Source organism: Pedobacter nyackensis, assembly GCF_032678475.1.
In the GTDB taxonomy this organism is placed as follows: Bacteria; Bacteroidota; Bacteroidia; order Sphingobacteriales; family Sphingobacteriaceae; genus Pedobacter; species Pedobacter nyackensis_A.
Map to the genome: position 1 here is coordinate 808,727 of NZ_JAVTSF010000001.1, position 24,191 is coordinate 832,917.

21 protein-coding genes are annotated in these 24,191 nt (G+C 38.4%); 14 read left to right on the forward strand and 7 right to left on the reverse strand.

What is annotated here, in order from left to right:
- Positions 1-6 precede the first annotated feature (6 nt).
- Positions 7-2,271, forward strand: a complete 2,265-nt coding sequence (locus R2Q84_RS03255; protein ID WP_316815092.1) for a family 20 glycosylhydrolase — start codon at positions 7-9, stop codon at positions 2,269-2,271.
- Positions 2,272-2,345: 74 nt separating this feature from the next.
- Positions 2,346-2,789 carry a c-type cytochrome gene (locus tag R2Q84_RS03260; protein WP_316815093.1) on the forward strand — a complete coding sequence of 148 codons (444 nt, stop codon included), beginning with the start codon at positions 2,346-2,348 and terminating at the stop codon, positions 2,787-2,789.
- Between the two features lie 119 nt (positions 2,790-2,908).
- Here R2Q84_RS03260 and R2Q84_RS03265 read toward each other — a convergent pair whose 3' ends face one another.
- The 6 genes from R2Q84_RS03265 to R2Q84_RS03290 all read right to left on the reverse strand — a co-directional run bounded on the left by R2Q84_RS03265 (position 2,909) and on the right by R2Q84_RS03290 (position 12,466).
- Positions 2,909-3,892, reverse strand: coding sequence for a DUF4998 domain-containing protein (locus R2Q84_RS03265; RefSeq protein ID WP_316815094.1), 984 nt, complete (start codon positions 3,890-3,892; stop codon positions 2,909-2,911).
- Positions 3,893-3,924: 32 nt separating this feature from the next.
- The gene (locus tag R2Q84_RS03270) at positions 3,925-5,115 is read right to left on the reverse strand and encodes a DUF4959 domain-containing protein (protein ID WP_316815095.1); all 1,191 of its coding nucleotides are present in this window, start codon (positions 5,113-5,115) and stop codon (positions 3,925-3,927) included.
- A gap of 19 nt (positions 5,116-5,134) precedes the next feature.
- Positions 5,135-7,033, reverse strand: a complete 1,899-nt coding sequence (locus R2Q84_RS03275; protein WP_316815096.1) for a RagB/SusD family nutrient uptake outer membrane protein — start codon at positions 7,031-7,033, stop codon at positions 5,135-5,137.
- A gap of 38 nt (positions 7,034-7,071) precedes the next feature.
- Entirely contained in the window at positions 7,072-10,512 is a 3,441-nt protein-coding gene (locus R2Q84_RS03280; protein WP_316815097.1) for a TonB-dependent receptor, read from the reverse strand.
- Positions 10,513-10,644: 132 nt separating this feature from the next.
- Entirely contained in the window at positions 10,645-11,835 is a 1,191-nt protein-coding gene (locus R2Q84_RS03285; RefSeq protein ID WP_316815098.1) for a FecR family protein, read from the reverse strand.
- 70 nt (positions 11,836-11,905) lie between these two features.
- On the reverse strand, positions 11,906-12,466 hold the full coding sequence (locus R2Q84_RS03290; RefSeq protein ID WP_316815099.1) for an RNA polymerase sigma-70 factor: 561 nt from the start codon (positions 12,464-12,466) through the stop codon (positions 11,906-11,908).
- A 422-nt stretch (positions 12,467-12,888) separates the two neighbouring features.
- On the opposite strand from R2Q84_RS03290, the gene R2Q84_RS03295 reads away from it, so the two are divergent.
- Both R2Q84_RS03295 and R2Q84_RS03300 read left to right on the forward strand, forming a co-directional pair.
- Positions 12,889-13,161, forward strand: a complete 273-nt coding sequence (locus R2Q84_RS03295) for a DUF4242 domain-containing protein (protein WP_316815100.1) — start codon at positions 12,889-12,891, stop codon at positions 13,159-13,161.
- Between the two features lie 62 nt (positions 13,162-13,223).
- On the forward strand, positions 13,224-14,174 hold the full coding sequence (locus R2Q84_RS03300) for an NmrA/HSCARG family protein (RefSeq protein WP_316815101.1): 951 nt from the start codon (positions 13,224-13,226) through the stop codon (positions 14,172-14,174).
- Between the two features lie 198 nt (positions 14,175-14,372).
- Here the strand turns inward: R2Q84_RS03300 and R2Q84_RS03305 are convergent, their stop codons facing one another.
- On the reverse strand, positions 14,373-16,649 hold the full coding sequence (locus R2Q84_RS03305; RefSeq protein ID WP_316815102.1) for a glycosyl hydrolase family 18 protein: 2,277 nt from the start codon (positions 16,647-16,649) through the stop codon (positions 14,373-14,375).
- A 189-nt stretch (positions 16,650-16,838) separates the two neighbouring features.
- On the opposite strand from R2Q84_RS03305, the gene R2Q84_RS03310 reads away from it, so the two are divergent.
- The 10 genes from R2Q84_RS03310 to R2Q84_RS03355 all read left to right on the forward strand — a co-directional run bounded on the left by R2Q84_RS03310 (position 16,839) and on the right by R2Q84_RS03355 (position 24,185).
- A complete protein-coding gene (locus R2Q84_RS03310; protein ID WP_316815103.1) occupies positions 16,839-17,405 on the forward strand; it encodes a DUF4255 domain-containing protein in 567 nt (188 codons plus the stop codon).
- Between the two features lie 2 nt (positions 17,406-17,407).
- On the forward strand, positions 17,408-18,277 hold the full coding sequence (locus R2Q84_RS03315; RefSeq protein ID WP_316815104.1) for a hypothetical protein: 870 nt from the start codon (positions 17,408-17,410) through the stop codon (positions 18,275-18,277).
- A 45-nt stretch (positions 18,278-18,322) separates the two neighbouring features.
- Positions 18,323-19,819, forward strand: a complete 1,497-nt coding sequence (locus tag R2Q84_RS03320; RefSeq protein ID WP_316815105.1) for a phage tail sheath family protein — start codon at positions 18,323-18,325, stop codon at positions 19,817-19,819.
- Positions 19,820-19,866: 47 nt separating this feature from the next.
- Positions 19,867-20,322, forward strand: a complete 456-nt coding sequence (locus R2Q84_RS03325) for a phage tail protein (protein ID WP_316815106.1) — start codon at positions 19,867-19,869, stop codon at positions 20,320-20,322.
- Positions 20,323-20,333: 11 nt separating this feature from the next.
- Positions 20,334-20,777: a phage tail protein gene (locus R2Q84_RS03330; RefSeq protein ID WP_316815107.1), complete on the forward strand. Its 444-nt coding sequence runs from the start codon at positions 20,334-20,336 to the stop codon at positions 20,775-20,777.
- A 14-nt stretch (positions 20,778-20,791) separates the two neighbouring features.
- Positions 20,792-20,956 (forward strand): DUF5908 family protein, encoded by a 165-nt coding sequence (locus R2Q84_RS03335; RefSeq protein WP_316815108.1) that lies wholly within the window; start codon positions 20,792-20,794, stop codon positions 20,954-20,956.
- 1 nt (position 20,957) lies between these two features.
- The gene (locus R2Q84_RS03340) at positions 20,958-21,623 is read left to right on the forward strand and encodes a hypothetical protein (RefSeq protein WP_316815109.1); all 666 of its coding nucleotides are present in this window, start codon (positions 20,958-20,960) and stop codon (positions 21,621-21,623) included.
- A 78-nt stretch (positions 21,624-21,701) separates the two neighbouring features.
- The gene (vgrG, locus tag R2Q84_RS03345; protein WP_316815110.1) at positions 21,702-23,441 is read left to right on the forward strand and encodes a type VI secretion system tip protein VgrG; all 1,740 of its coding nucleotides are present in this window, start codon (positions 21,702-21,704) and stop codon (positions 23,439-23,441) included.
- A 29-nt stretch (positions 23,442-23,470) separates the two neighbouring features.
- On the forward strand, positions 23,471-23,764 hold the full coding sequence (locus R2Q84_RS03350; protein WP_316815111.1) for a PAAR domain-containing protein: 294 nt from the start codon (positions 23,471-23,473) through the stop codon (positions 23,762-23,764).
- 1 nt (position 23,765) lies between these two features.
- On the forward strand, positions 23,766-24,185 hold the full coding sequence (locus R2Q84_RS03355) for a GPW/gp25 family protein (protein WP_316815112.1): 420 nt from the start codon (positions 23,766-23,768) through the stop codon (positions 24,183-24,185).
- The last annotated feature ends 6 nt before the right edge of the window (positions 24,186-24,191 follow it).

Genomic DNA, 24,191 nt, shown 5'->3' on the forward strand with positions numbered 1-24,191 from the left:
AAAATCATGAACATTACTAAATGGGTCGCAGCCCTTTCTTTTGCTGCAACGTTATATTTAACACCACAAATTACTGCGGCACAGGATTCTTTATTTATCATCCCAAAACCAACAATTCAAATTGCTAAAACAGGACATTATCTATATAAACCGAAAACTGAAGTTTTTGCCAGTGTCGATTTCAAAGACGCAGCGGCACTGCTCAGGGAACATCCCTACTTGAAATTCGATCAGGTAAAAACATTAAAAAATGCTAAACGTCTGCCAAATCAAGGAGTAGTCCTGGTTAAGGCTTCTAAAGAAGATACGCTTGCCCAAAATGCCTATCGTCTTGAAATCAGGAAAGACAGGATTGTAATTACTGCACATCAGCCACAGAGCCTGCTTCATGGAATCTCTACTTTGCGGCAAATCGCTTATACGAGAAAAGACACCAAATCGCTTCCTGCTGTATGGATCGAAGATCGTCCCGCGTTTGGTTACCGGGGATTAATGCTGGATGTATCCCGTCACTTTTTACCCCTTACTTTTCTAAAAAAATATATTGATCTTTTATCTCTATATAAGTTGAACACCTTCCACTGGCACCTTACCGATGGTGCAGGATGGCGCTTAGAAATTAAGAAATATCCTGAACTTACTCAGTTTGCCGCCTGGAGATCTGATGCCAGCTGGAAAAACTGGTGGAACAATGACCGGAAATATGCAGAAATGGGTAGTCCGGCTGCTTTTGGCGGCTTCTATACTGCCGAACAAGTAAAAGAACTGATTAACTACGCTGCTAAAAGAGGCATTACCGTGATTCCTGAAATTGAGATGCCTGCACATAGCGAAGAAGTGCTTGCAGCATACCCAAATTTATCCTGTTATGGCCTGCCTTACAAGAATTCGGAATTCTGTATTGGCAATGAAGATACTTTTACCTTTCTTCAAAACGTGTTGGATGAGGTATTGGAAATCTTTCCTTCCAAATACATCCACATTGGAGGTGATGAGGCAGACAAAGCAGCCTGGAAACAATGTCCGAAATGCCAAAAGGTAATTAAAGATCATAACCTGAAGGACGAACATGGTTTACAAAGTTACGCGATCAAGAGAATGGAAGCTTTCCTATCCAGTAAAGGCAGAAAATTGATTGGCTGGGATGAAATTTTAGAAGGAGGATTAGCTCCAGGTGCCACCGTAATGAGCTGGCGTGGTGAAAATGGAGGAATTGAAGCAGCGAATTCCGGACATGATGTGATCATGACGCCAGGCTCGCATCTTTACCTGGACTCCTATCAAACAAACCCGATCGGGCAACCGGAAGCTATTGGTGGTTACCTTCCTTTAAAAAAAGTATACAGCTATCAACCAATTCCTGCTGAAATTGCTCCTGCAAAACGAAAACATATCCTAGGCGTTCAAGCCAATGTATGGGCAGAATATATGCCGACTTCTAATCAGGTTGATTATATGGTTTTCCCGAGAGCCATTGCACTTTCAGAAATTGCATGGACACCTGTATCCCAGAAAAACTGGGATGATTTTCACTCCCGCTTACAAAAACACTACCGGTTGTTACAGCAATTTAATGTAAATTATTATCCACCATCCAGTAACTTGAGTATCCTTTCTAATTTTGATATGGTCAATAAAATTGCTCAGGTCAAAATCAATTCAGAACAATTCCGACCAGAAATCAGGTATACTTTGGATGGAACAACGCCAACAACTAACTCGCCACTGTATCAGGATGGGATTTCCTTATCACAAACCGGAATAGTGAAAGCCGGGATTTTCAAAAATCAACTCCCTGCAGGAAAAGTACAGGAATTGGAAGTCGACCTGCATAAAGCGATCGGTAAAAAAGTAACTTATAATAATAAGTACAGCAGTAATTATCCGGCACAAAAAGAATTGACACTGGTGAATGGCCAAACCGGTGACCTTACATATGGTGATGGACAATGGCAAGGCTTCCTTGGCGACCTGGATGTGACAATTGATCTGGAAAACCAGCAAGCATTGCAACAATTAAAAATGAGGTATATGCAGTTAACCGGTCCGGGAGTATATATGCCGGCCAACGTTAAAGTTGCCCTTTCTACTGATGGAATCAATTTCAAAACTATACAACAAGTAGACAACGACGTGCCTTATACAGATGCTTCGTTAAGGTTTAAAACGTTCATTTTTGACCTTAAAGGAAATGCCGCCCGTTACATTAGGATTACCGCAAAGAATGAGAAAAAAGGTTTTATGTTTAGTGACGAAGTAGTCGTTTATTAGTTTTCATATCCTTTGGCGATCATTTTTCGAATATTAATCCTAATTTAACGAAGATTTAAGAAACCAAACTTAAAATGAGGTATCTGTTGCTGCAAAAAAAAAGTAAAATCTTTATTTATATTTTAATCATTAGCCTTTATTCTACATCCTGTAATTCATCCAATACGGATAAAGAAGTGACTATATCTGAAAAAACTGATAGTATAGCTGATTATATTAAGCCTATTGAGGGAAAAAATGATACCATATCATTAGAAGCTATAGAAAAAGGAAAAGTACTAATTTCGTATTCTGATTGTTATACCTGTCATAAAGAAGATAAAAGATCATTTGGGCCGGCATTTCGTGATATTGCCAAAAGATACCCCGCAAATAAAGTGTTTATTCAAATGTTGGCACAAAAAGTCATTGTGGGAGGTAGCAGAGGATGGGGCTATGCAGTGATGTTACCCCACCCTAAACTTTCGGCTAAAGACGCGGAGCTGATGGTAAGCTATATATTATCTTTAAAGGAATGATATCATTGCAACTGGCAGAGGTACTAGATTTTCTCAGCTTTATATAAAAAGAGGGTACCCAAAAAGGTGGCTTTTTGGATACCCTCCCGCTAAAATTTATTATTCTTAATAAAAATGAGCTATTTTAATTTGATCGTTTCTTCTACTTTGCGTGGTGCAGCAATATTATAGGAGTAAAACAAATGAAAAGATTTCGTTGCAGGATCATAATAATTTGGTCCCCAATGCTGATCAATATCAGGTGTCGCCCCGGCAGGAGTAATAGTCACTGTTAAATCCGCATTGACTTTTAACTGCATTAAATAACCAGACGATCCCAGATCACCTAAATTACATTGGACTATCTCATCCGTTATCCTGGTAAATACTTTGTCTTCATTAATAGTACGATCACCATTGGCCGGATGATGAAACACTCCTGTAGCCTTATAATTCCCGGCATAGGCATTAAATGTTTGAATTGCAGTAGCACTATAAAACATATCAATACCATTACTAGGAACAAATGCAGACTTCAATTCAATTTGTTTCCCTTTGTTATCTGCAATGACATAAGTATTAACTGATGAAGGAACCTTAACCGTTGATAGATTCCCTAACATATTGGTATATGTTACTTCCGTTTCCACGTTAAAAGTTTCTGCGGCAGAAAAGTTCAATTCTAATCCTGCCGTGGTATTACCAATGGTAACCCCTCTGGTTAACAATTCCGATTCGTAAACAGAACCATAAGCCTTACCGCTTTTTAATACCTCCAAAGAAGAGTTGCCCATTTTATCGATGGAAACAATTTCAAAATTATACGACTGTTCTTTTAATCCGGGAATAATGGTTTTTAGAACCCCTGCGCCAGCGACAGGCAATACAATTACAGAATCGGCCCGATCGTTCCAGTAAATTACATATTTAACAATATTTGGATCCAGACTTTGCTCAAACTGCACTTCAACTCTATTTCTTCCGGAGTGAAGTTCTATCGCACTTGGCTTTCCAGGGTAATATCTTTCTCCATCTGCCAGGTATGGTTTATAAGTATTATCCATTTTAGTACATGAGGTGATTATCCCGATGCACACCATAAGAAAATATATTTTATTTTTCATAATCATCTTTTTGTTGAAACAGTTGTTTAGGATTATTGAGGATCACCCCAGAACTTTAAGCAGGAAATCTCCATTGCATAACTCTGTGAATAATTTGACACCAGTACCAATCTCCAATATCTGATAGGCTGGGCCGGTAATGGCAATACAAATTCAAATCCTTCATACTTAGCTGCGTCATCTTCAGCATTTCTTTTACCATAAGGTAATCCTGAAGGTTTTTTTAATTCATAAAGTCCTCCCAATTGGGTCCAGGTAGCATCTAAAGTTCCATCTGGATTTGGATTGTTACTACCATATAGTTTAAAAGTTTTTGGCGTACCATTTGCAAATTCTGCAATACCATTTACCCTAAACCAAAGCTTAAACCTACTCATTTTAACTGTTTTACCTAAGTCATACGTTATTCTAGTCGGGTATTTTGTATCAGGAAGTGTAATTCCATAAAGGCACCAGTCGCCTGCTCCATTATTAGTTAAAGGAACGCTCAAATTTGAACCACAGCATCCCGTCATATCACCAGGTAAGTATAGCCCTGACATTTTTGACCTGTCTAGTTCAACTTCTCTCAAAGGAGCAAGTTTCGCATATACCGTGTCCGACTTATTTCCCCATCTATCCCTAACATAAGCGCCAAAAGTTCGTTCTTTTGTTGGAAGCCCTCGAACTGAAAAATTACCTTCAATCTCTTTCGTGTATTTTGTATCCATATACTCAAAACTATCCAGAGAGTCAATAACAGTTACAATGCCCAATTCACTCTCAGTAGGGTTTAAATAACTTACGTTTACCCCTCCAAAATCTGCAAGTAGTTTCAATGATTTACCAACAGTAAGATAGCTTGGCGTAAGCGGATTAACAGTAATTTCAATAGGATCTGATTTTACTTCACTTCTGCTTATTGAATGTAATATAACCTTATACGGACCAGCTTTAGCAAAACCTCCTACAGCAAGGGTATCAGAATAATATGATGATTTTGCCTGCCTGGTAACTTTATCATTTACAGAATAATCTGCTTGTACATAAAGGATAGACGGATCCGCATGAACATCGTAAGTAATAATGGCCCCGCCTGGGACATTAGTTATTTTTATGTTTGTTACCGGAGAAGGTTTGGTTTTGTCGCCAAACAAAGGTTGATGATTTAACTCTTCATTCTTACAGGAAAAAATAGCACCCGAAATGAATAAGAATATTAAAAATATATTAAATTTTTTCATAATCATGTGAAATTATATTTTACCATTTAGGGTTTTGAACAAGGTTAGGGTTTACTGACAAGTCATATTCCATTATTGGGAACAGATAGTCTCTATAGCTGTAATTTGGAGTGAAAATGGTTTTAAGTCTATAAAAATTCTCTGTAGTTGTTTGAAACACATCCCAGCCTTTTATAGGTTTGTTCATAACGTCCAATTTTTTCCATCTCCTTACATTCCAATAGTTCTCACCTTCAAACATCATTTCTATCATCGTTTCCTGATGAACAATTGACCTGAAGCCTTCTTTGGTGGTCGGTTTTGAAGGGTTTTTAGCATAATTTGTCCAGGATTCAACTACACCTTTTAAACCAGCTCTGGCACGAACCAGATCTATCCACTTGTAAACCTCTGCCGAAGGTCCCTCTGCTTCGTTCAATGATTCCGCATACAAAAGATATAAACTGGCCAAACGGACCGCAGGCCATACATAAGAAACTATATTGTAACTACCGCTACTACCATCATTCTTATAGTTAATCAATTTTTTTGGCCAATAACCTGTACAAGAAAACCGGCTATTACTTCCTGTAGAATTACCCTGGCCCCAAATGGTACTTACGTACAATAAACTGGTCTCATTTGTACGGCCAAAACCAAATAACGAAGCTCTGTCAAAAACCAGATCGGCATAAAAACGATATTCCCTATCCATGTTAAAACTCGAAGTCGTATAATTCGGATTTAACAAACTACTTTCAGATTGAGGAATAGTTTTCAACTTGGTAAACCTACCTGCATAATCCCAGTTCTTATCTTCATCAATTGGCACTCCATTTCGGGTATAGAACATTTCTGCTGCAGTAATAGATGCAGCAAGAAGGGCACCTGAAGTTTGCTGTACATCATTTCTTGGCGTACACATATTTTGAAGGGTTCCAGAGCTACCTTTAGAATTAGAAAATCCCCAAATTATTTCGCTGTTCCACTCCTCAGTAATCGCAGATCTAACGTTCATGCAATAGGTAGTGGCATCACTTAGGGCCCCCATGTTAAAAGGCTTTTCAAAATAATGGATTGCATTTGCAGCTTCATGACAAATATCAATAGCCTCTTTACAAGCATCTGCAGCCTTTTTCCATTTTGTATTATCTACAGTGGAATTTAATAAAGCTTGTCCGTCTTTGTTTTTGAAATTAACATAATCAGGATTCCCGTTAAACAACGGGCTTGCGGCCAATACCAGTGCCTGAGCTTTTATGGTTGCTGCTATTGGTTTTGTAACTCTTCCCAACTCCTTTGCCTGATTAGAAATCTCAATAGGCAAATCTGGAATAGCTTCATTCAGGGTTGTTACAACATAATTCACTACAGAATCCACAGGTTCACGTTTTACCTTTACCTCATCTACAGAAGCAGATATGGGCAGGTTTTTTCGGATTACAGGGATAGGTCCGTACATCTTTAATAAGCTCAGGTGATAATAGGCTTTCAGAAACTTCACCTCTGCAATCCATTTGTTTCTTTCTGAAGTTTGTATATCAGGAACTTTGACAATGTTTTCCAGAAAAATATTACAATGACGTATCGCTATGTAATAAGACTTCCCCCCTGCCGGAGCATCCCAGGTATTACCGATTGGCGCTACTTTATTCTGGCCTCCATAAGCCAGATCAATAATATTCTGATAACCGTCCATTGGTGATATTCCTGGATTAGGGGTAACCAATTCACCGGAGCCCATCAATGTTGGGTTTGCGATATCACCAAGCCTCGGTAAGAAAGAATAACAAGTGAACAAATACTTTTCTGCCTGATTACGTAGCGTAAAAGCATTGTCAATGGTCGCTATATTATCGGGAACAACATTTAGATATTTTTTACACGAAGAAAAAGCAATCGCCATCAATCCGAGTATTATAATTTTATAAAATTTCATACAATTACAGTTTATTATTAAGGAAAGTGGACATTGTTTTAATTAATTGAGATTAACATTCCAAGATTCATCACTCTTTGAACCGGGTAACCCAGACCATTCCCCCCCATTTCAACGTCCCATAATTTAAAATTGCTCCACAGCAATAAATTTGTTCCATTTAAATAGAACCTGACACTCGATAAATTCGCCTTTTTCGTGATGCTACTTGGCATGGTGTAGCCAAGTTCAAGTGATTTTAAACGAAGAAATGCGCCATTTTGCATTAACCAGGTACTTGTTTGGGTGTTGTTTCTATTAACCGTTGTACTAAGTCTAGGCCAAAGGGCATAAATGTTTCTATTTTCTTCACTCCAGTGATTATCAGCGTAAGCCTTTAACAGGGCCCCCTGGTCATTCACAAATGGCGATGTGGCTACACCATCAATCCAAAAAGACTCGCGTGCTAAGCCCTGAAAAAAACAAGATAAATCAAATCGTTTGTAACCTGCCGAAACACCAAAACCATAAACAATTTCAGGAGATGTTGGAAATCCTATTGGCGCCTGATCTAGTTCAGTAATCTGTCCATCATGATTTATATCCCTGTATTTAATATCCCCCGCACCATATTCTCCAAAGTTTTGTTTCGGAGAATAAGCAACGTCGTTATTATCAATAAACAAACGTTCAGCAATATAACCCCAGTTTTGCGTTAAAGAATAACCAACATGCGATTTATTTTTCTCTGCATATTGAGGTTCTTCATACACGTCAAATTTACTGGTAGCATAAGTGAAGTTTGCCAGCCCTTTGATCCATATATCGGAACCAATATTTTGAGAATAATCAAAAGCAACATCAACACCATGTGATGATGCTGCACCAACATTAGCCCTAACATTTGCAGACAAGCCCATTGTACTTGGGATAGAAGACCTCGTCATTAAGATATTTTTTCTTTTTTCATTAAATATATCGACCTGTATACCTAATTTGTTGAAAAGGTTAGATTCAATTCCTAAATTGAATTTTTTAGCGGTCTCCCAGGTAATGTCGTTATTTGCATATCTGCTAATGTTAACCCCGGTAAGGCGATTATCCGTTAATGTTCCAAAAACAGCACCATTTGCACCACTATTCATATCAACATTGGATAAATAAAAAAACCTATCAGTTGGACTACCAATCTGATCATTTCCTACCAGACCATAAGTCGCCCTTAATTTCAATATTGGCATTACGCCTTTAAGCGGCTTCCAGAAATTTTCGTTTGATACCGTGTAAGCTACACCCGCAGAAGGGAAGAATCCAAAACGACGAGATTCATGAAAGCGCTCCGAACCATTATAGCCAAAATTAAATTCACTCGCATAACGATCATTATAAACATAAGTGAACCTGCCCGACAATCCCATATTTCTGAAAGGAAGAGAACTTTGTAAATCTGAGGCCCCACCTGTTAAACTACTTTTAGCGATACCGATTAACATACCACTGATGCTATGCACCTCATTAAAAGTGCGTTTATAATTTAAAGATGCCTCACTATAAAAACTAGTGGAAACATTTTTTTCTCCAGGATCATATCCTAAAAATTCGGTACCTGGAACGACTCCGGAAGGCGTTGTCTGAAGGTCATTAAGCGCTCTAAGTGTATAAGTTTTGTTCACCCTATCGTAATTACCAGCTGTGTAGTAGTACGGATTATAAAATCTGCTTACATCAAAGAAAGCGTAGCGCTGGGTATTAGCCATCGCTCTGGCAGTTAGTCCTTGAGTTACAAAAGATAAATCCTGTGACAATTGAAGCTGAGCGGACATTGTTGACTGAGAATAGTCTTTATAACCTTTTTGTAAACTGGCGTAAGGGTTATTATATTCCCCATCCCCGTAGTTACCAAACATAATGTGTTTTACAAATTTGGTGTCTTCTGTAGGCGCATATCTAGCTGGAAATCTTACCGGATTAGAGTTAACTATTTGATTATATATTGCGGTTCCACTATTTATAGGACCTCTATAGTCATCGAATGTACCCGATATACGTGTAATTAACTCTGTAGTTTTGGTTAAATTAATATTCACATTACTTCTTAATGAGTATGTTTTTAAGTTGGCATTACTGTTAAAATTATTCATGGGATCAACTTTCATGATGCCATGATCTTGGGTTAACGCACCTGCCACAAAATACCTCGCTACTTTTCCACCGCCACTAACATTCAAGTTATACCTTTGGTTCATGGTGTAATCTTTTAACAACATTTTTTGCCAGTCAGTAGTTGGAAAGGCTACCGGATCTGTGCCTCTGATGGTATTGTCTATTTTGCCTTGCTGATAAAGATATCCGCCCAAAGGATTTCTGGTATAACTGGCTTCATTTGCTAAAGTCATATAAGTTACCGGATCTGCAAACTCTATATCCTTTGTCGATTGTGATAAGGAATTCTCTGCTCTTACAGATAAATTTACTTTACCTTCCTTACCTTCCTTGGTTGTAATCAAAATAACACCATTCGCACCCTTAGCCCCATATAGTGCGGTAGAGGTCGCATCTTTCATAATAGAAAAACTAGCAATGTCATCTACCTGAAGTCGCGCTAAATCAGTAGAGGTTGATTCAATACCGTCAACTAAAATCAGGGGAGACACTTTATAACCAAAAGTAGTAACACCCCTGATGAAAAAATCTGCATTATCTGCACCGGGTTCACCACTTCTTTGATAAGCGATTATACCTGCCAGTTTTCCCGCAAGAGCGGTCGTTAAATTGCTTGAAGGTACTTTTAAGTCCCCGGGCTTTATTGAGGTAACTGACCCTACTACTTCTGTTTTCTTTTGCTTCCCGAAAGCTACAACCACCACATCATCAAGTTTAGCTTCCACTGATTGCATGGTCACATTGATACTCGTCCGGCCATTGATTTCTACTTCAATCGGCTTCATACCCACAGACGTAAAAACAAGTATTTTGGCATCGTCCGGAACAGTAAGTACATACCTGCCGTTACCGTCGGTAACTGTCCCAATAGCGGATCCTTTAGGCATTCCTTTGACAGTTACACTAACCCCAGGCAATGAAACTCCGGTTGAGTCCTTTACAACACCTGTGATTTTAATATCCACTATAGCTCGCTTTTCCTTCTTTCGGATGACCACAGTTTTCTCTGTGATAGCATAATCCATTGGCTGATTAATAAAACAAAGGCCGAGTACCTTTTCTATGGAAGCATTCTGAACATTAATGTCAATTGGCTTTGCCTGTCTGATTAGTTTAGTATCACCAATAAAAGAATAATTTGTTTGGTCTATTATCTTATTGATGATAGATTCCAAAGAAGCATTTTTTTCATTTAGTGATATCACCTGTGCTTTGGTCGCAGCACTTATTTGCAGAAAACATGCTGTAATTATGATGATGATGATTCTCATTATGCGTAATAATTGCATCGTATTGAAAGTCCATAACTTAGCTATGAACCGATCGTAAATTTTCATACATTTGTTTGTTTGGGTTTTAAACTGGTTTGGTTGTGTCGTAACAATTTTAAAAGGGTAGACCTAAAAACAGGTCAGGGATGTTCGTAGCATCTCTGACTATTTTTTTGATCACCGTATTCCTGGGTAGTTTTATGGCATAACGACAATCCTCCTTCCTGAAATTTTAAAGTGAACATTTCCGGTTAATTCTAAAACCTTTAATAAAGAGGATAATTTTCTTGATCTTTCTACCTGCCCCAAAAATGACCGTTTCTCATCAAACTCACCTTCATAAACTACCTCCACGTCATACCATCTCGAAACTTTAGCCATAATACTTTCTAATTTCTCATCATTAAATAAGAAATAGCCATTCTTCCAGGCAATGGCTTCTTTCATATTCCCTTTGGCCACAAGCATTTCTCCAGTTCTTTTATTGGTCTCTGCCTGCTCGCCAGGGCTTAGCATACAGAATTTTGCAGGAACAGAAGGTGACAATATTTTAACCGAGCCCTCCAATAAAGTTGTTCTGTCATAATTTTCATTAGCATAACTATTCACATTAAAATGAGTGCCCTTTACTTCAATCTCCTGATGACGCGTAAGTACTTTAAAAGGAGCGTTCTTGTTTTTAGCCACTTCAAAATACCCCTCTCCAATAAGTTCAACCTTACGTTCATTTCCACAAAATTTTACAGGAAACCGTAATTCTGACATCGCATTTAACCAAACATTTGTTCCGTCTGGCAACCGTAAATTGTAAGTACCTCCACGCGGAACAATTAGTGTATTATACAATATTTCCTCTTTATCAGATGCGTCATTATTCGAGTAAGCTAATCCTCCTTGATTACCGGACAATTGGGTTCCATCCTTTTCTTTTAATGCAACCTTTCCAGTATCCAACGTTACTTTTTTTCCGTCTGATAAAACTAATACTGCGACACTACTTCCTGGTAATACATCATTTATAGATTTATTGATCGCTGATGGCGTAATCATTTTATTATCCCTTTTACCAAAGATCAACCATACCCCAACTGAACTTACCATTATTGCAAATACTGCGACGTATTTTAGAATACTGTACCTTCTATTATTCCCTGGCTTACTATTATAGTAGCGTTGACGTAACTTATTACATGCTGCATCAATGTCCAAACTGTTCATGTAATTAATTCTATCCTGTACTGGTGCAGTTTTCTTATAGTATTCCAAAATTTCACGTTTATGCTCATCGTTTTCAAGTATCTGCATAAGATGAACTTCTTCTTCTTTAGAAAGTTCATTGCATAAATATCCCGAAATTAGTTCTGCAAAATCGTAAGGCTCGTTTTTCATAAATAGTTTCTTCGCTATATCTATAGAGAAACCTGAAACTGAAAAATGGGTGATATTATTTTCAAATAATTTATTTGTGTATTAAAAAGGTAATAAACATGAGGTAAACAGTATCACCAAGCATTACTCTCATTAAGCTAAGCGCTTTCTGTTTTTGGTATTTAACCGCATCTATACTTATATTTAATTGTTCAGCAATTTTACGATTTTGTAATCCTTCCAGATACCCATATCTCAATACCATAGCACAATCGGCAGGTAACATGTTAATCGCCTTATGTATCTTGGCAACAATCTCGGCGTGTATAATCCCATCTAATAGTTTAGGGTCATCAAACATTTCGAAGGGATTTTTTTTGTTATATGTATCTATAACTTTATGATGCCGGAGCTTATTTAAGCATGCATGCTTAACTGATGAATACAGGAATGATTTTACAGCATTAGGATGCGAAGAAATATTTCCCCGTTGCTCCAGAAATACCATAAATGTATCCTGTACAACATCTTCAGCCTCGTCCTGATCCTTTATTAGATAACAAGCAAAATCGCACAACCTGGGATAAAACTCCTTAAAAAGTGCTTCAGGAAACACTTCAATACCCTCGTCACTACGTCTCTTAAACATCATTTCAATTTAATTGGTTGTTTATGCTTACAAGTCAGTCGCATGGCTATTCTAAAAGATTTTTTTAGAACAACCATTTAGTCCGTTCGATGTTAAAACTAAATATTTTAAAGAGTATAAAAGTGATGCTATATTGCTCAATATCGATGCTTTTTTTGCATAGTTAATAGTTTCTGTAATCCAGATTGCGCCCTTAATGAGCTTCAGTAATAATTATGATTTCGTTGAACATTATTAACATGATATCCTATTCTTATTCTCTATTTGAAAAAAAGTTATCACTTATTATTCGTAAATTTAGGTGTCGATTTTATGCTGCTGCAATTCAGAATTCCCCCTGGTTGCCAAGTACTCCTCCCTCCTGCAGTAGCAAGCTTTAACTGTCCCTATTGAATTGGTTGATTAGAAACTTAAAAACGATTGCCATGCCTAAATATGTAATTGAAAGGGAAATTCCTGAAGCAGGAAAACTAACCGCCGAACAATTGAAAACAATCTCACAGACATCTTGTGGAGTAATCAGAGAAATGGGACCAGAAATACAATGGGTGAACAGCTATGTGACTACGGATAAAATCTATTGTATTTACAATGCACCAAATGAGGAAATGATTCTTGAGCACGCAAAACAAGGAGGGTTCCCTGCAAATTCGATAAGTAAGGTCTCTGTAATTATAGATCCTGTAACAGCTGAATAATACAGAACTGATGTCTCCAACAAATTAATTATCTTAACATTTATTAAAAACAAAACAGAGTTATGTCTCAAAAAAAGATTATTGTAATCTTCGGAGCAACAGGTGCTCAGGGAGGTAGTTTAGCCAGAGCTATTCTCAACGACAGCAACAGTGAATTTGCTGTTCGTGCTGTTACAAGAGATACCGAATCTGACAAGGCAAAAGAACTCGCTAAAATGGGAGCCGAAGTGGTAGCGGGTGATATTGATAACATACAAAGTATAAAACGCGCTTTAGAGAATGCATATGGTGCTTATTTTGTCACATTTTTTTGGGCACATTTTTCACCGGAAAAAGAAATGGCCGAAGCAAAAAATATGGCGACCGCAGCCAAGGAAGCGGGATTAAAACACGTCATCTGGTCAACCCTTGAAGATGTAAGAAAATACGTTCCTCTTGATGACGATAGCATGCCAACCCTTCAAGAAAAATATAAAGTCCCTCATTTCGATGCCAAAGGAGAATCCGATCAGTATTTTATTGATGCGGGTGTGCCAGTTACTTTTTTGCTGACATCCTATTATTGGGATAACCTGATTTATTTTGGGATGGGGCCAAAACGAGCTGAGGATGGTAAACTATACCTAACCTTCCCTATGGGAGATAAAAAGATGTCTGGTATAGCTGCTAGCGATATCGGAAAATGTGCATACGGAATATTTAAAAAGGGACAAGAAATGGTTGGTAAAAGAGTTGGTATTGTTGGTGAACAGCTCAGTTGTACTGAAATGGCCGAAGTTTTATCAGAATCCTTAGGCGAAAAAGTTTCCTACAATGAAGTTACACCGGAACAATACCGAAACTTTGGCTTTCCAGGAGCGGACGACCTGGGAAATATGTTCCAGTTTTATCGTGATTTCGATGGTGTATTTAATGGTAGCCGGGACGTAAAGTTTTCCAGAATATTAAACCCTGAACTACTGTCATTTGAAATGTGGCTTGCAGATAATTCGAAACGTATACCACTTGATTAGTGCCAGTTCTTCTCTCCTATTGAAATAGAAAATTGCTAATTATTTATTGTAGAACACAATATTTAGTTCGGATTAACGTCTTTATTTATGAGAGCGTTAATTAGATGAAGCGGGGGTGGTCGGAGATCATTCCCGCTTTCTTTTAGCTATAAGGCAAACGCCAATTCAGTTAACCAAAAAATACTTTATTGTTTGAGATTAAGGCAAGTCATCTTTCTTAATTAATGGTGTAATCAGGTAATTAAAAATAAGAAAGCCTAGTAATACGCTCATCGCAATGATCAATAATAGCGTATTGAGCGGTATATTTACGCAATCAGGATCTACTACGCAGCCGGCCTTATTAGCAGAGGCCGCAGATACACCAAACATCGGAATCAAATCACTTGTAAAACAGTAGGTAAACCCAAAAAGAACAGACAAAGAAAAGAATACGAATAATATCCCTGCTACTATTTTTTTATAGCGCCAATCGGCGGTATAATATTTTACTCCCCAAATATAATAAATGGTAATTCCAGTACTGATGATAAAAACAATAACCGTAAGGTATTTTAAAAAGGTATTTAATTCATGATTTACATAATTAAATACTTCTTTAAATGTAATTTTATGGTAGTTCCCGTTATCCTTATCAAGGATCGTTGCATTTTCCAACTTTTCTTCTCTAACAAGAGCATACACTTCCAGTTCACGTAAATAGGTATTAATTTTTGAGTATCCTGTATTGGTTCCGGCGCTTTCGAAACAGGTAGCACAGGGATTTTGCAGAATAAAACCCCACAATGTAAGGTGTCTTTTTATTTTTTCAAAAAAGGAAATCTTAGGTTTTACAGGCTCAATATTACTTTTTAAAAAGGTCGTGTCAACATCCGTAAATTTATACATCAGCTCATCATTCAGTACTGCAAACGAATCATCATAATTAACATAATAGATCCCAATTCCCTTTACGTTGTTCTTTAAGACGTAATCATATTTTTTAGACAATGTAACTTCATTGTCATACCAGATTCGGTAACTGCGAGAATTATGGAAGATAGTATCGATATACATACTTTCATTAGCAGCATTATACAGTGCATGACTCTGGGTCATGAGTTGAATCTCATTAAAAGGTAAATAACCAGAGAATGAAATAGGTGCTAATGTAACCGGATCTGTTTCGCACTTGGCCCCACGGTAAGGCAAAATGACAATCAACTTCTCCGCATCAATCCCTTTTGCAAGATACCAGGTATAAGAAGCATCAATAGTTTCATGTTCCTTTCCTGTGAGCGGGGCCAGTGCCCCCCCTTTACTTTCAAAGTTCGTTGCGAAGTCTATAAAAAATCTATCGGTATATTTATTCAGTTCCTCCAGTTCATACGCCTCGCCAAAATTTGTTCGGGGCAGGGTAACCAATACTTCAGCAGCTTTATCCTCCGCCTGAACAGCCTGATGAAGAAGTGCAATAAATTCCGAGAAGCGTTTGCTATCTTTCTTAGCTAAATTCTTAAAACTAATATTAACTCCGTTAGCTTTGTTTTTTTTAAGCTGTATCAGGATGTTGGCAATACTTTTTCTCTGAAGCTCCGGGGCATGCAATAGAGATGATCTCGCATTTTTATTGGCGATCAACACTGTAAAATATACTTTCGACCTATTTTTTTGTGCCTTTCCAACAACAGTAGCCATATCCCATCCATGCTGAGGATCAAAATCACCGGTTAATTCGTTTAAAGACAACGCATGATAAATCAATGAAGTTGCTGAATTGAAAAATGTACTTGCATCACCTTTATAAGAGGCATCGAAGAAACCGTAAACCTCTGCTTTGTTTTTTAATTGAAGTGTGTATTTACGGGTAACCGAATCCCCGACCTTCAGCGTATAAATTGTCGCCGGATCTGCATTTTTTACCCGGTTTAATTTCCTCAGCTTTTCGAATTTATCAACACTACTGGTCTCGCTAACGGCCCGCTGATCTAATATTGGGATGAGCTGATTGACAAGTGCAGCCAGATCGGCATTTGATGGTGTTAAAGCGGTCTCATTATCGCCCGGCTGTCCGGAAGCATTAGCTTCTTCCTGCTTTTTTATGAGGACTGATAAAACCGACTGAAGCGAATCCAGATCATGATATTTAGTCTTTTTCAACTCGGCAATCATCACCCTGACATTTGCCGAAGTTGCGGCTATAGAATCTGTTAAGCCCATTTTTTCAATCGCAAGAATGATTTTTCCGTTCAGCTTCTTATCGGCTTTACTTTTGAATTTTAAAAAATCCAATATTGCTTTCCAGACATTCTTCTTCTCGGGGTCTTGCTTTGATTGTCCTTTTTTTGGGTCCTGCTCCTGCTTTTCGGACGGTACCTGATCAGTACTATGGGCAGATAAAAGTACAAGAGAAGCATTTCTATTTTCTGCTGAATGGCCTTGAAAAAATAGAATTAAAAAAAGAAATAAAAGAAAATTTACAACTATTCTTTTCATAAGTAGCGCGAAATTATTGGGTAGCACATTTCTACATATACGCCACGCTAATTTGACTTTTATCACCAGTATAAAGTCACGTAAAATTACCTGATTTCGAATTCGCGTAATTATACCGGCAAGCCCTCCGGTTATATTGGATAGTTTTGGTTTACACAATCGAAAATCAAACGCTAACCCAGTTTTGTAATGATCTATGCTTGTTTAAACTGCCTCGCCGACGAAATGAATGCCTTTTTTAAAAGCAGGCTCAAAATCCATGAGGACAAAGTTGTTGTTTCTGCTATAGTAAACCAGAACGGAAGTATTGCAGTACAGGGGGAGAACAAAGTTCTGATTACGCTGGTTAACGTCGTTCGCGATACAAATATGAAACGTGAAGGCCTATCTGCTGCTGGATTAAGCGCAAATACGGCCAAACCAATATGCGTACAGCTTCATTTAATGATCTCCTGCTACTTCTCAGACAGCAATTATCCGGAGGCATTGAGGTTTTTATCTTTTGCAATTGGTTTTTTGCAGGAAAAAAATGTCTTTGACCATACCAATACACCCCGGATGGATAAAGATTTAGAAAAACTGATTTTTGAGATGGAATCTGTTGAGCCGGAACGGTTAAGTAACATCTGGTCGGTACTAGGTGCCAAATACATGCCTTCTGTTCTATACAAAGTACGACTCATCATTTACGACTCAAACAAAGTAAGTGAATACCGTCCTGTAGTAACCGGCATAGCTGAAAATAATCTTCAATAAATATGATGCAGCAATACCATAAAGCATTTAGCATTTTTTTTAAACATAATTATTTTCCAGATGAAAAGCTGAGGTCTTTAAGCGTTAAACCCACAGCAGAAACGAGCCTCATCCTCAGAAATAACGGAGGAATGGTTGTCCCATTTCAGGATGGTGTACATGTGCTTTATGATTCTCTTTGCTATGGAAGTAAAAGATTAAGAACTGATTTTTTAGAAAGTGCAGGGTATCTGGAGTTTTTAATCATGAACAAGGATCATCACTTTTTTAATTATACCAGCGATTTTGACACTGACATCTCCGGCAATTATTTCTTTTTTACAAATGCCGGTAGTGCAGAGCCCAATAATGTTGTGTTAGCCACCAAAGAAACTTCAAATGAAACTGTGCTTTTACATGCAACTGAATATGTTGGAAAAGAGGATATGATACCGGTAGATTTAAAGAATATCAATCTTTTCTCCAAACCCTTTGGCCTTATAGGTATTCATTTACATGGCGCACTTGAGGAAAACCTTAACATTTCTTTTAGTACCATTTCTACCTATTGGTGTTATGTGGTAGCTACTGATTACCTTCAGGAATTGGTTAACCCCGCAATCCTGAATAAAGAAACAGAGGAACTATTTTCCGGTCCCGAGCCGGCTCAGCTTTCCGAGGATAAGAAGGTATTGTTATTTTTCTCCAGGGATCCTATTCCCCATCGCCAGCAGATGCCTCATACTTTTCAACTGGTAGAAGAATATCAGCCGGAAACACACTACTACAAAGTGGTACTCCCGGCGCTACCAGGTCCGAGCCCTCAGCACATTTCATCCATTAAAACTTCTAAAGAACATCAAAACAAAAAACTCTCTTTTATTTTCATCTGACGAATCAATAATCAATCCCTATATAAACACTTAATCTAAAAAACTATGGCAATAGATTACAAGACCCCCGGTGTGTACATCGAGGAAAAAAATGCCTTTCCCGGATCCGCAGTAGCTGTAGAAACTGCTATTCCCGTTTTTATTGGCTACACAGAAAAAGCAGAACGGAATGGAAAATCCCTGGTTTATAAACCTACTCGTGTCACTTCTCTGGCTGTATTTGTTGAATATTTTGGCAGGGGCTTCAATTCTCAGTTTACTATTGAAAAATCGAAAACACCTGGTGAGGAAACCTTCAAAATTGGCGATGAAGATCAGGTTGTAACGATTAACCCTAAACATGTAGCTTTACTTTACAATGCCATCAGATTATTTTATTACAACGGCGGCAGTACCTGCTACATCCTTGCTGTAGATACTTATGGCGATAAACCTGATGGATTTGATATTAACATCAATGATTTCACCGACAAGGATGGCCAGAATGTTTTTGCAGTACTGGAAAAGGAATATGAGCCTACAATGGTCATCTTGCCGGACGTAGTTTCCTTAGGTAAACCCGCTTATGATTTATACAAACTTGTTTTAGCGCATTGTTTAAAAATGCAAAGCCGCTTCGGCATATTTGATGTTTACAATAAAACAGGGAATTTAATTGAAGATGACAATAAAGAATTTCGAGAAAGCATTGGTACTGAGAGTTTAAATTATGGTGCGGCATACTATCCTTTCCTTAAAACTTCGGTGACACAAACCAATGAAATTGATTACCGAAACCTTGATCCCTCAGTAAAACTGGGTACACTATTGCCAGAGAAAAATGTAAAAGAGATTGTCGATGCGTTTGAAGGATTGAAAGAGGAGGATTTAACACCTGCTGCAAAAATCAACTACCATCAATCTTTAAAAGCTGCAAGCCCAACCTATGTCAGCATCCTGGAAGAAATCAGATCCAAGCTAAATTTACTCCCACCAAGTGCTGCTATTGCGGGCATTTTTACTTTTATCGATACCACAAGAGGTGTTTGGAAATCACCCGCCAATGTATCCTTAAACATGGTAAACGAACCTGCGATTGCTGTTTCGCATGAAGAACAGCAAATGTTAAATGTAGATGTGATGGCAGGCAAGTCTATCAACGTTATCCGTCCTTTTCCAGGAGTTGGTACACTGGTATGGGGCGCACGTACTTTAGATGGCAATAGCCAGGACTGGAGATACATCAATGTAAGACGTACCCTGATTATGATTGAACAATCTTTAAAATTAGCAACCAGGTCCTATGTTTTTGAAGCCAATGATGCAAACACCTGGGTAACGATCAGTAGTATGATTAATAATTTCCTATATAACTTATGGAAACAGGGAGCCCTGGCAGGTGCAGCTCCAGAACAAGCCTACAATGTTCAAATTGGCTTGGGAAGCACCATGACCCCAAATGATATACTAGATGGAATTATGCGCATTACAGTTAGATTGGCCATTGTTCGTCCTGCTGAATTTATCGTGTTAACGTTCCAGCAGCAGCAACAACAATCTTAATTTAGTTTTTTCAGTTTATATATTAACCTCATAATAAAAAATATTTTATGGCAGATAATGGAGCCGCTCAGGCAGCCACAACGTGGCCGTTAGTTAAATTTCAATTTTCAGTAAAAATAGGAAGTGATGAATTGCTATTTCAGGAGGTAACCGGCCTTTCTTCTGAAACACAGGTAATAGAATACAGGGTTGGCAATAGTGCTGTATTTTCTACGGTAAAGATGCCGGGTATCCAAAAATTCGGAAACGTGACCTTAAAGAAAGGCATATTTAAAGACGACAAGAAATTGTGGGATATGTACAACAAAATTAAGATGAACACTTTCGAAAGACAGACTGTTGTGATCAGTTTGTTAGACGAGTCGAATGCAGTAGCTATGTCCTGGAACCTAAAAAATGCATTTCCGGTTAAAATGTCTGTTTCAGACATGAAAGCAGATGCCAACGAACCGGCAGTAGAAACAATAGAACTTGCTCACGAAGGGTTTAATCTGGCTAGCTAAAACAACATCCTATGGCGTATCCCTACGAGGTTCCTGTAGCTTTTAGCTTTGAAGTAAGAATACCTGGTTTTAGCAATGACGGTGAGTGTAGCTTTCGCGATGTGGGCGGACTTACCGTCAAAATTGACCTGGAAACGGTGATCGAAGGCGGCGTAAATGATTATGAACATAAGCTCCCCAAAAGAGCGCAGTACAATCAGCTGGTGCTTAAACGAGGAATTCTCAGAGGCTCTCAATTTACAGCCTGGATAAATGATGCCGTTAGAAATTTCAACTTCAAGCCCAAACAGATTTATATAAGTCTAGTCAATGAGCAACGGACGCCCACGGTTAGATGGAGAATTGAAAATGCCTTTCCTGTTGGAATAGAGATCGCCGAATTTAAAGCGGAGGAAAATGCGTTAGCGATTGAAACGCTGACCATTTCCTACGATTATTTTGTAAGAATGGACTAACCATCATTTTATTTATGTCATTAGAAATACGGGAACTGGTTATAAAAGTGAATATAGAAACTGCGGCTGAGACACCAAATGTGGATCTAAAGGAACAGATGATCGAATTAGAAGAAAGGATAATAGAAAAATGCCTGGAAAAAATTCAAAGAAGAATTGAAAAAAGTTTAGAAAGGTAATATGGCACTGATAAAGTTAAAGATAGAATCTTTTGGTAAAGCGGATTATAGCAGCGATAGCAAAGGCACCATCGATGCTTTTATAAATCCGGATAGCTACTCACAAAACAACTCCAATAACTTCAGTTCATTTAACATTAAGGGTGATTCTGCACAAACATTCTTCTTCAACAATTCGGGCGGGAGTACATTAAAGATTGATAAACTTCTGGTCGACGGTACAGGAATCATTCCCCTACCAGGCTTTAAAAGTGTAGATGACTACCTGGCTAAGCTGTCAAAACTCGTTTACAAATATGACGGGTCAATACACATGCCGCCTTATGTTAAAATCACCTGGGGCAATCTTTTATTTCAGGGGATATGTACAGCATACAACGTAAAATATACCTTATTTAAACCAGATGGAACGTGTTTAAGGGCTGAAGTTTCTCTTGAATTTAAAGCTTCCATTGATCCGCAAACAAAGGTCAATCAGGCAGCTAACAGCTCTCCTGATTTAACGCATGCCCGCACAGTAAAAGCCGGTGATACTTTGCCGCTCATGACCTATCGGATTTATGGAACCAGTGCCTATTACCTGGAGGTTGCAAGAATCAATAACCTTCAAAATATCAATGCTATCAAACCAGGAGATCAAATATACTTTCCACCGTTAAAAAAATAATATGCCATGCCCGTAAGTCCCTGGGAAATTATAAAAAACATGTCTCTTCGATGTACCGTCAAAATTAACGGCACAAAAATGAAGGAGGAATATGGAATTGAATCTATTTCTATTTCTCATAAAATTGGGACAATATCCTCAGCAGAACTGTCTGTTGTCGGGAACTATTCCAGCGACTTTTCTAGTCTGAGTGTTGCCGATGACGAAATATTCAGTCCGGGCAACACCATCGAAATTACCGGAGGTTACGACGATAAGGGTGAAACCGTATTATTCAAAGGCTGCATTGTAAGCCATTCTATTCAGTTAAGTGCTGATCAGCCTGTTAGCCTGAAACTCAGTTGTAAGCACGATGCGGTAAAAATGACGATGGAAAAGAAAACGAGAACCTATGAAAATCAAACAGATAGTGCGATCATCAGTAAGATTCTTTCTGAAAATAAAATCCAGAATTTCTCAGTTGAAAGTACAAGCATTGAAAACAAGAAGTTTTCTCAAACAAAGGCGACCGACTGGGACATTTTACTTTCAAGAGCAGAAGAAAATGGGTTTATGGTTTGTCTGGATGCAGATACCTTCAGCATTAAGTCTCCCGACATTAGTCAATCACCTGCACTAAGGTTAGCGTCAGGAGAATCAATACTTGATTTTTCAGGAGAACTGATTGCTGAACACCAACCATCTATAGTTAAGGGAAATGGATATGATAACAAGCTGGCTTTGCTATCGGTGACTGCAAAAGAGCCTTCCGTTAACAATCAGGGGGACTTACAAGCACAAGCACTGGCCAAAAAATTTGGCGAACTTACACAGTCTTACTTTTTAAATACACCAACCACTACAGCAGATCTGGAATCATTTGTAAACAGCAAATTATTACGTATCCGTTTAAGTGCAATCAGAGGCAGTGTTAGTTTTATCGGTTCACCGCTGGTAAAAACCGGGGGAATTATCCAGCTGGAAGGCGTAGGTAAAAGATACAATGGTAGTGCCTATGTATCTGCTGTATCTCATTCTATTAACAAAGGGATATGGAAAACTACGGCAAAGTTTGGACTAGACATTAAACCCATCAGCAAAAGTATAGATTTCTCAGAACAGCCAGCTAATGGGCAGGTGCCGATTGTACATGGTTTGCGAACCGCTAAGGTAATCAAACTGGCACAGGACCCTGAAAATCCAGACTCTTTGTACAAAGTACTGGTAGCTTTACCATCAACAACTGAAGAGCAAAATACCGTTTGGGCAAGAATGGCCAACTTTTATGCAACCTCGGGGGCAGGCTTGGAGTTTTTACCAGAAGTAGGCGATGAAGTTGCTGTTGCTTTTGTTGATAGTAACCCGAATAATCCTATCATCCTGGGTGCACTTTTCAGCGCAAAGAATGTAGCACCAAATCCTGCTGCCGATGAAAACAATTTCATCAAAAGAATCACCACAAAAAGTAAGCTGAAGATCTCTTTCGATGATGAAAATAAAGTTATACAAATTGAGACCCCAAGTTCAAATCGCATCACCATCAGTGAGCAGGACGATAAACATATGATTGAGGTTAAAGACAACAATAACAACCTGATCAGTATGACTGCCGATGGTATAAAGATCAGCAGTGACAAAGATATTGTCATGGATGCCAAAGGTAGTATGAAGCTTTCTGCTACTGGTAAAATTACCTTATCCTCCAATGATGATGTCACTATTTCAGGGAACAATATTAAAAGCACCGCACTGGCAGGGTTTACTGCAAAAGGAAGTACTGCAGAAGTATCGGCTTCAGGCCCAACTACCATTAAAGGTGCTATGGTCATGATTAACTAACAGAAATTAAAAAAACGAATATGGGATCAATGGCCGCAAGATTTACAGATATGCATACTTGTCCGATGCAAACCCCGGGTCTACCGCCCATACCTCATGTGGGAGGGCCGATTACAGGACCTGGCGCGCCTACTGTGCTGATCGGAAAACTGATCGCCGCAGTAGTTGGGGATATCGCGGTCTGTGTTGGTCCCCCGGATTCGATCATTAAAGGATCAACAACAGTTTTTATCTGCGGAAAACCCGCAGCGCGTATGGGCGACCCTACCGCCCATGGAGGAAGCATAGTAATTGGCTGCCCAACAGTTTTAATAGGAGGATAATATGGAACAAGAGGATAGAACCTTTTTAGGTCGTGGCTGGAGTTTTCCACCATCGTTTGACAAAATAAACAATACCAATCAGATGTCTTCAGGACTAACTGATATTGAAGAAAGTATACATATCATACTGGGTACCACACCCGGTGAACGAATCATGCAGCCAGAATTTGGTTGTAATCTTAAAAAGATGGTATTTGAGCAGCTGACATCTAACTTAATTACTGAATTAAACCAGATGATTGGCCGGGCTTTGTTAAATTTTGAACCCAGGATCAGATTTCATCAGGTTGAAGTTTCTGAAATGTCCAGCTTAGACGGCATGGTACACATGCATATAGAGTACACGGTAATTACGACCAATACCAGGCATAACATTGTATATCCTTTTTATTTGGCAGAAGGCACTAACGTTCCTACTTAAAAAACC

Coding starts and splice junctions, on each gene's coding strand:
- R2Q84_RS03255 (WP_316815092.1), top strand. CDS start 7: ATGAACATTACTAAATGGGTCGCAGCCCTTTCTTTTGCTGCAACGTTA.
- R2Q84_RS03260 (WP_316815093.1), top strand. CDS start 2,346: ATGAGGTATCTGTTGCTGCAAAAAAAAAGTAAAATCTTTATTTATATT.
- R2Q84_RS03265 (WP_316815094.1), bottom strand. CDS start 3,892: ATGAAAAATAAAATATATTTTCTTATGGTGTGCATCGGGATAATCACC.
- R2Q84_RS03270 (WP_316815095.1), bottom strand. CDS start 5,115: ATGAAAAAATTTAATATATTTTTAATATTCTTATTCATTTCGGGTGCT.
- R2Q84_RS03275 (WP_316815096.1), bottom strand. CDS start 7,033: ATGAAATTTTATAAAATTATAATACTCGGATTGATGGCGATTGCTTTT.
- R2Q84_RS03280 (WP_316815097.1), bottom strand. CDS start 10,512: ATGAAAATTTACGATCGGTTCATAGCTAAGTTATGGACTTTCAATACG.
- R2Q84_RS03285 (WP_316815098.1), bottom strand. CDS start 11,835: ATGAAAAACGAGCCTTACGATTTTGCAGAACTAATTTCGGGATATTTA.
- R2Q84_RS03290 (WP_316815099.1), bottom strand. CDS start 12,466: ATGATGTTTAAGAGACGTAGTGACGAGGGTATTGAAGTGTTTCCTGAA.
- R2Q84_RS03295 (WP_316815100.1), top strand. CDS start 12,889: ATGCCTAAATATGTAATTGAAAGGGAAATTCCTGAAGCAGGAAAACTA.
- R2Q84_RS03300 (WP_316815101.1), top strand. CDS start 13,224: ATGTCTCAAAAAAAGATTATTGTAATCTTCGGAGCAACAGGTGCTCAG.
- R2Q84_RS03305 (WP_316815102.1), bottom strand. CDS start 16,649: ATGAAAAGAATAGTTGTAAATTTTCTTTTATTTCTTTTTTTAATTCTA.
- R2Q84_RS03310 (WP_316815103.1), top strand. CDS start 16,839: ATGATCTATGCTTGTTTAAACTGCCTCGCCGACGAAATGAATGCCTTT.
- R2Q84_RS03315 (WP_316815104.1), top strand. CDS start 17,408: ATGATGCAGCAATACCATAAAGCATTTAGCATTTTTTTTAAACATAAT.
- R2Q84_RS03320 (WP_316815105.1), top strand. CDS start 18,323: ATGGCAATAGATTACAAGACCCCCGGTGTGTACATCGAGGAAAAAAAT.
- R2Q84_RS03325 (WP_316815106.1), top strand. CDS start 19,867: ATGGCAGATAATGGAGCCGCTCAGGCAGCCACAACGTGGCCGTTAGTT.
- R2Q84_RS03330 (WP_316815107.1), top strand. CDS start 20,334: ATGGCGTATCCCTACGAGGTTCCTGTAGCTTTTAGCTTTGAAGTAAGA.
- R2Q84_RS03335 (WP_316815108.1), top strand. CDS start 20,792: ATGTCATTAGAAATACGGGAACTGGTTATAAAAGTGAATATAGAAACT.
- R2Q84_RS03340 (WP_316815109.1), top strand. CDS start 20,958: ATGGCACTGATAAAGTTAAAGATAGAATCTTTTGGTAAAGCGGATTAT.
- vgrG (WP_316815110.1), top strand. CDS start 21,702: ATGAAGGAGGAATATGGAATTGAATCTATTTCTATTTCTCATAAAATT.
- R2Q84_RS03350 (WP_316815111.1), top strand. CDS start 23,471: ATGGCCGCAAGATTTACAGATATGCATACTTGTCCGATGCAAACCCCG.
- R2Q84_RS03355 (WP_316815112.1), top strand. CDS start 23,766: ATGGAACAAGAGGATAGAACCTTTTTAGGTCGTGGCTGGAGTTTTCCA.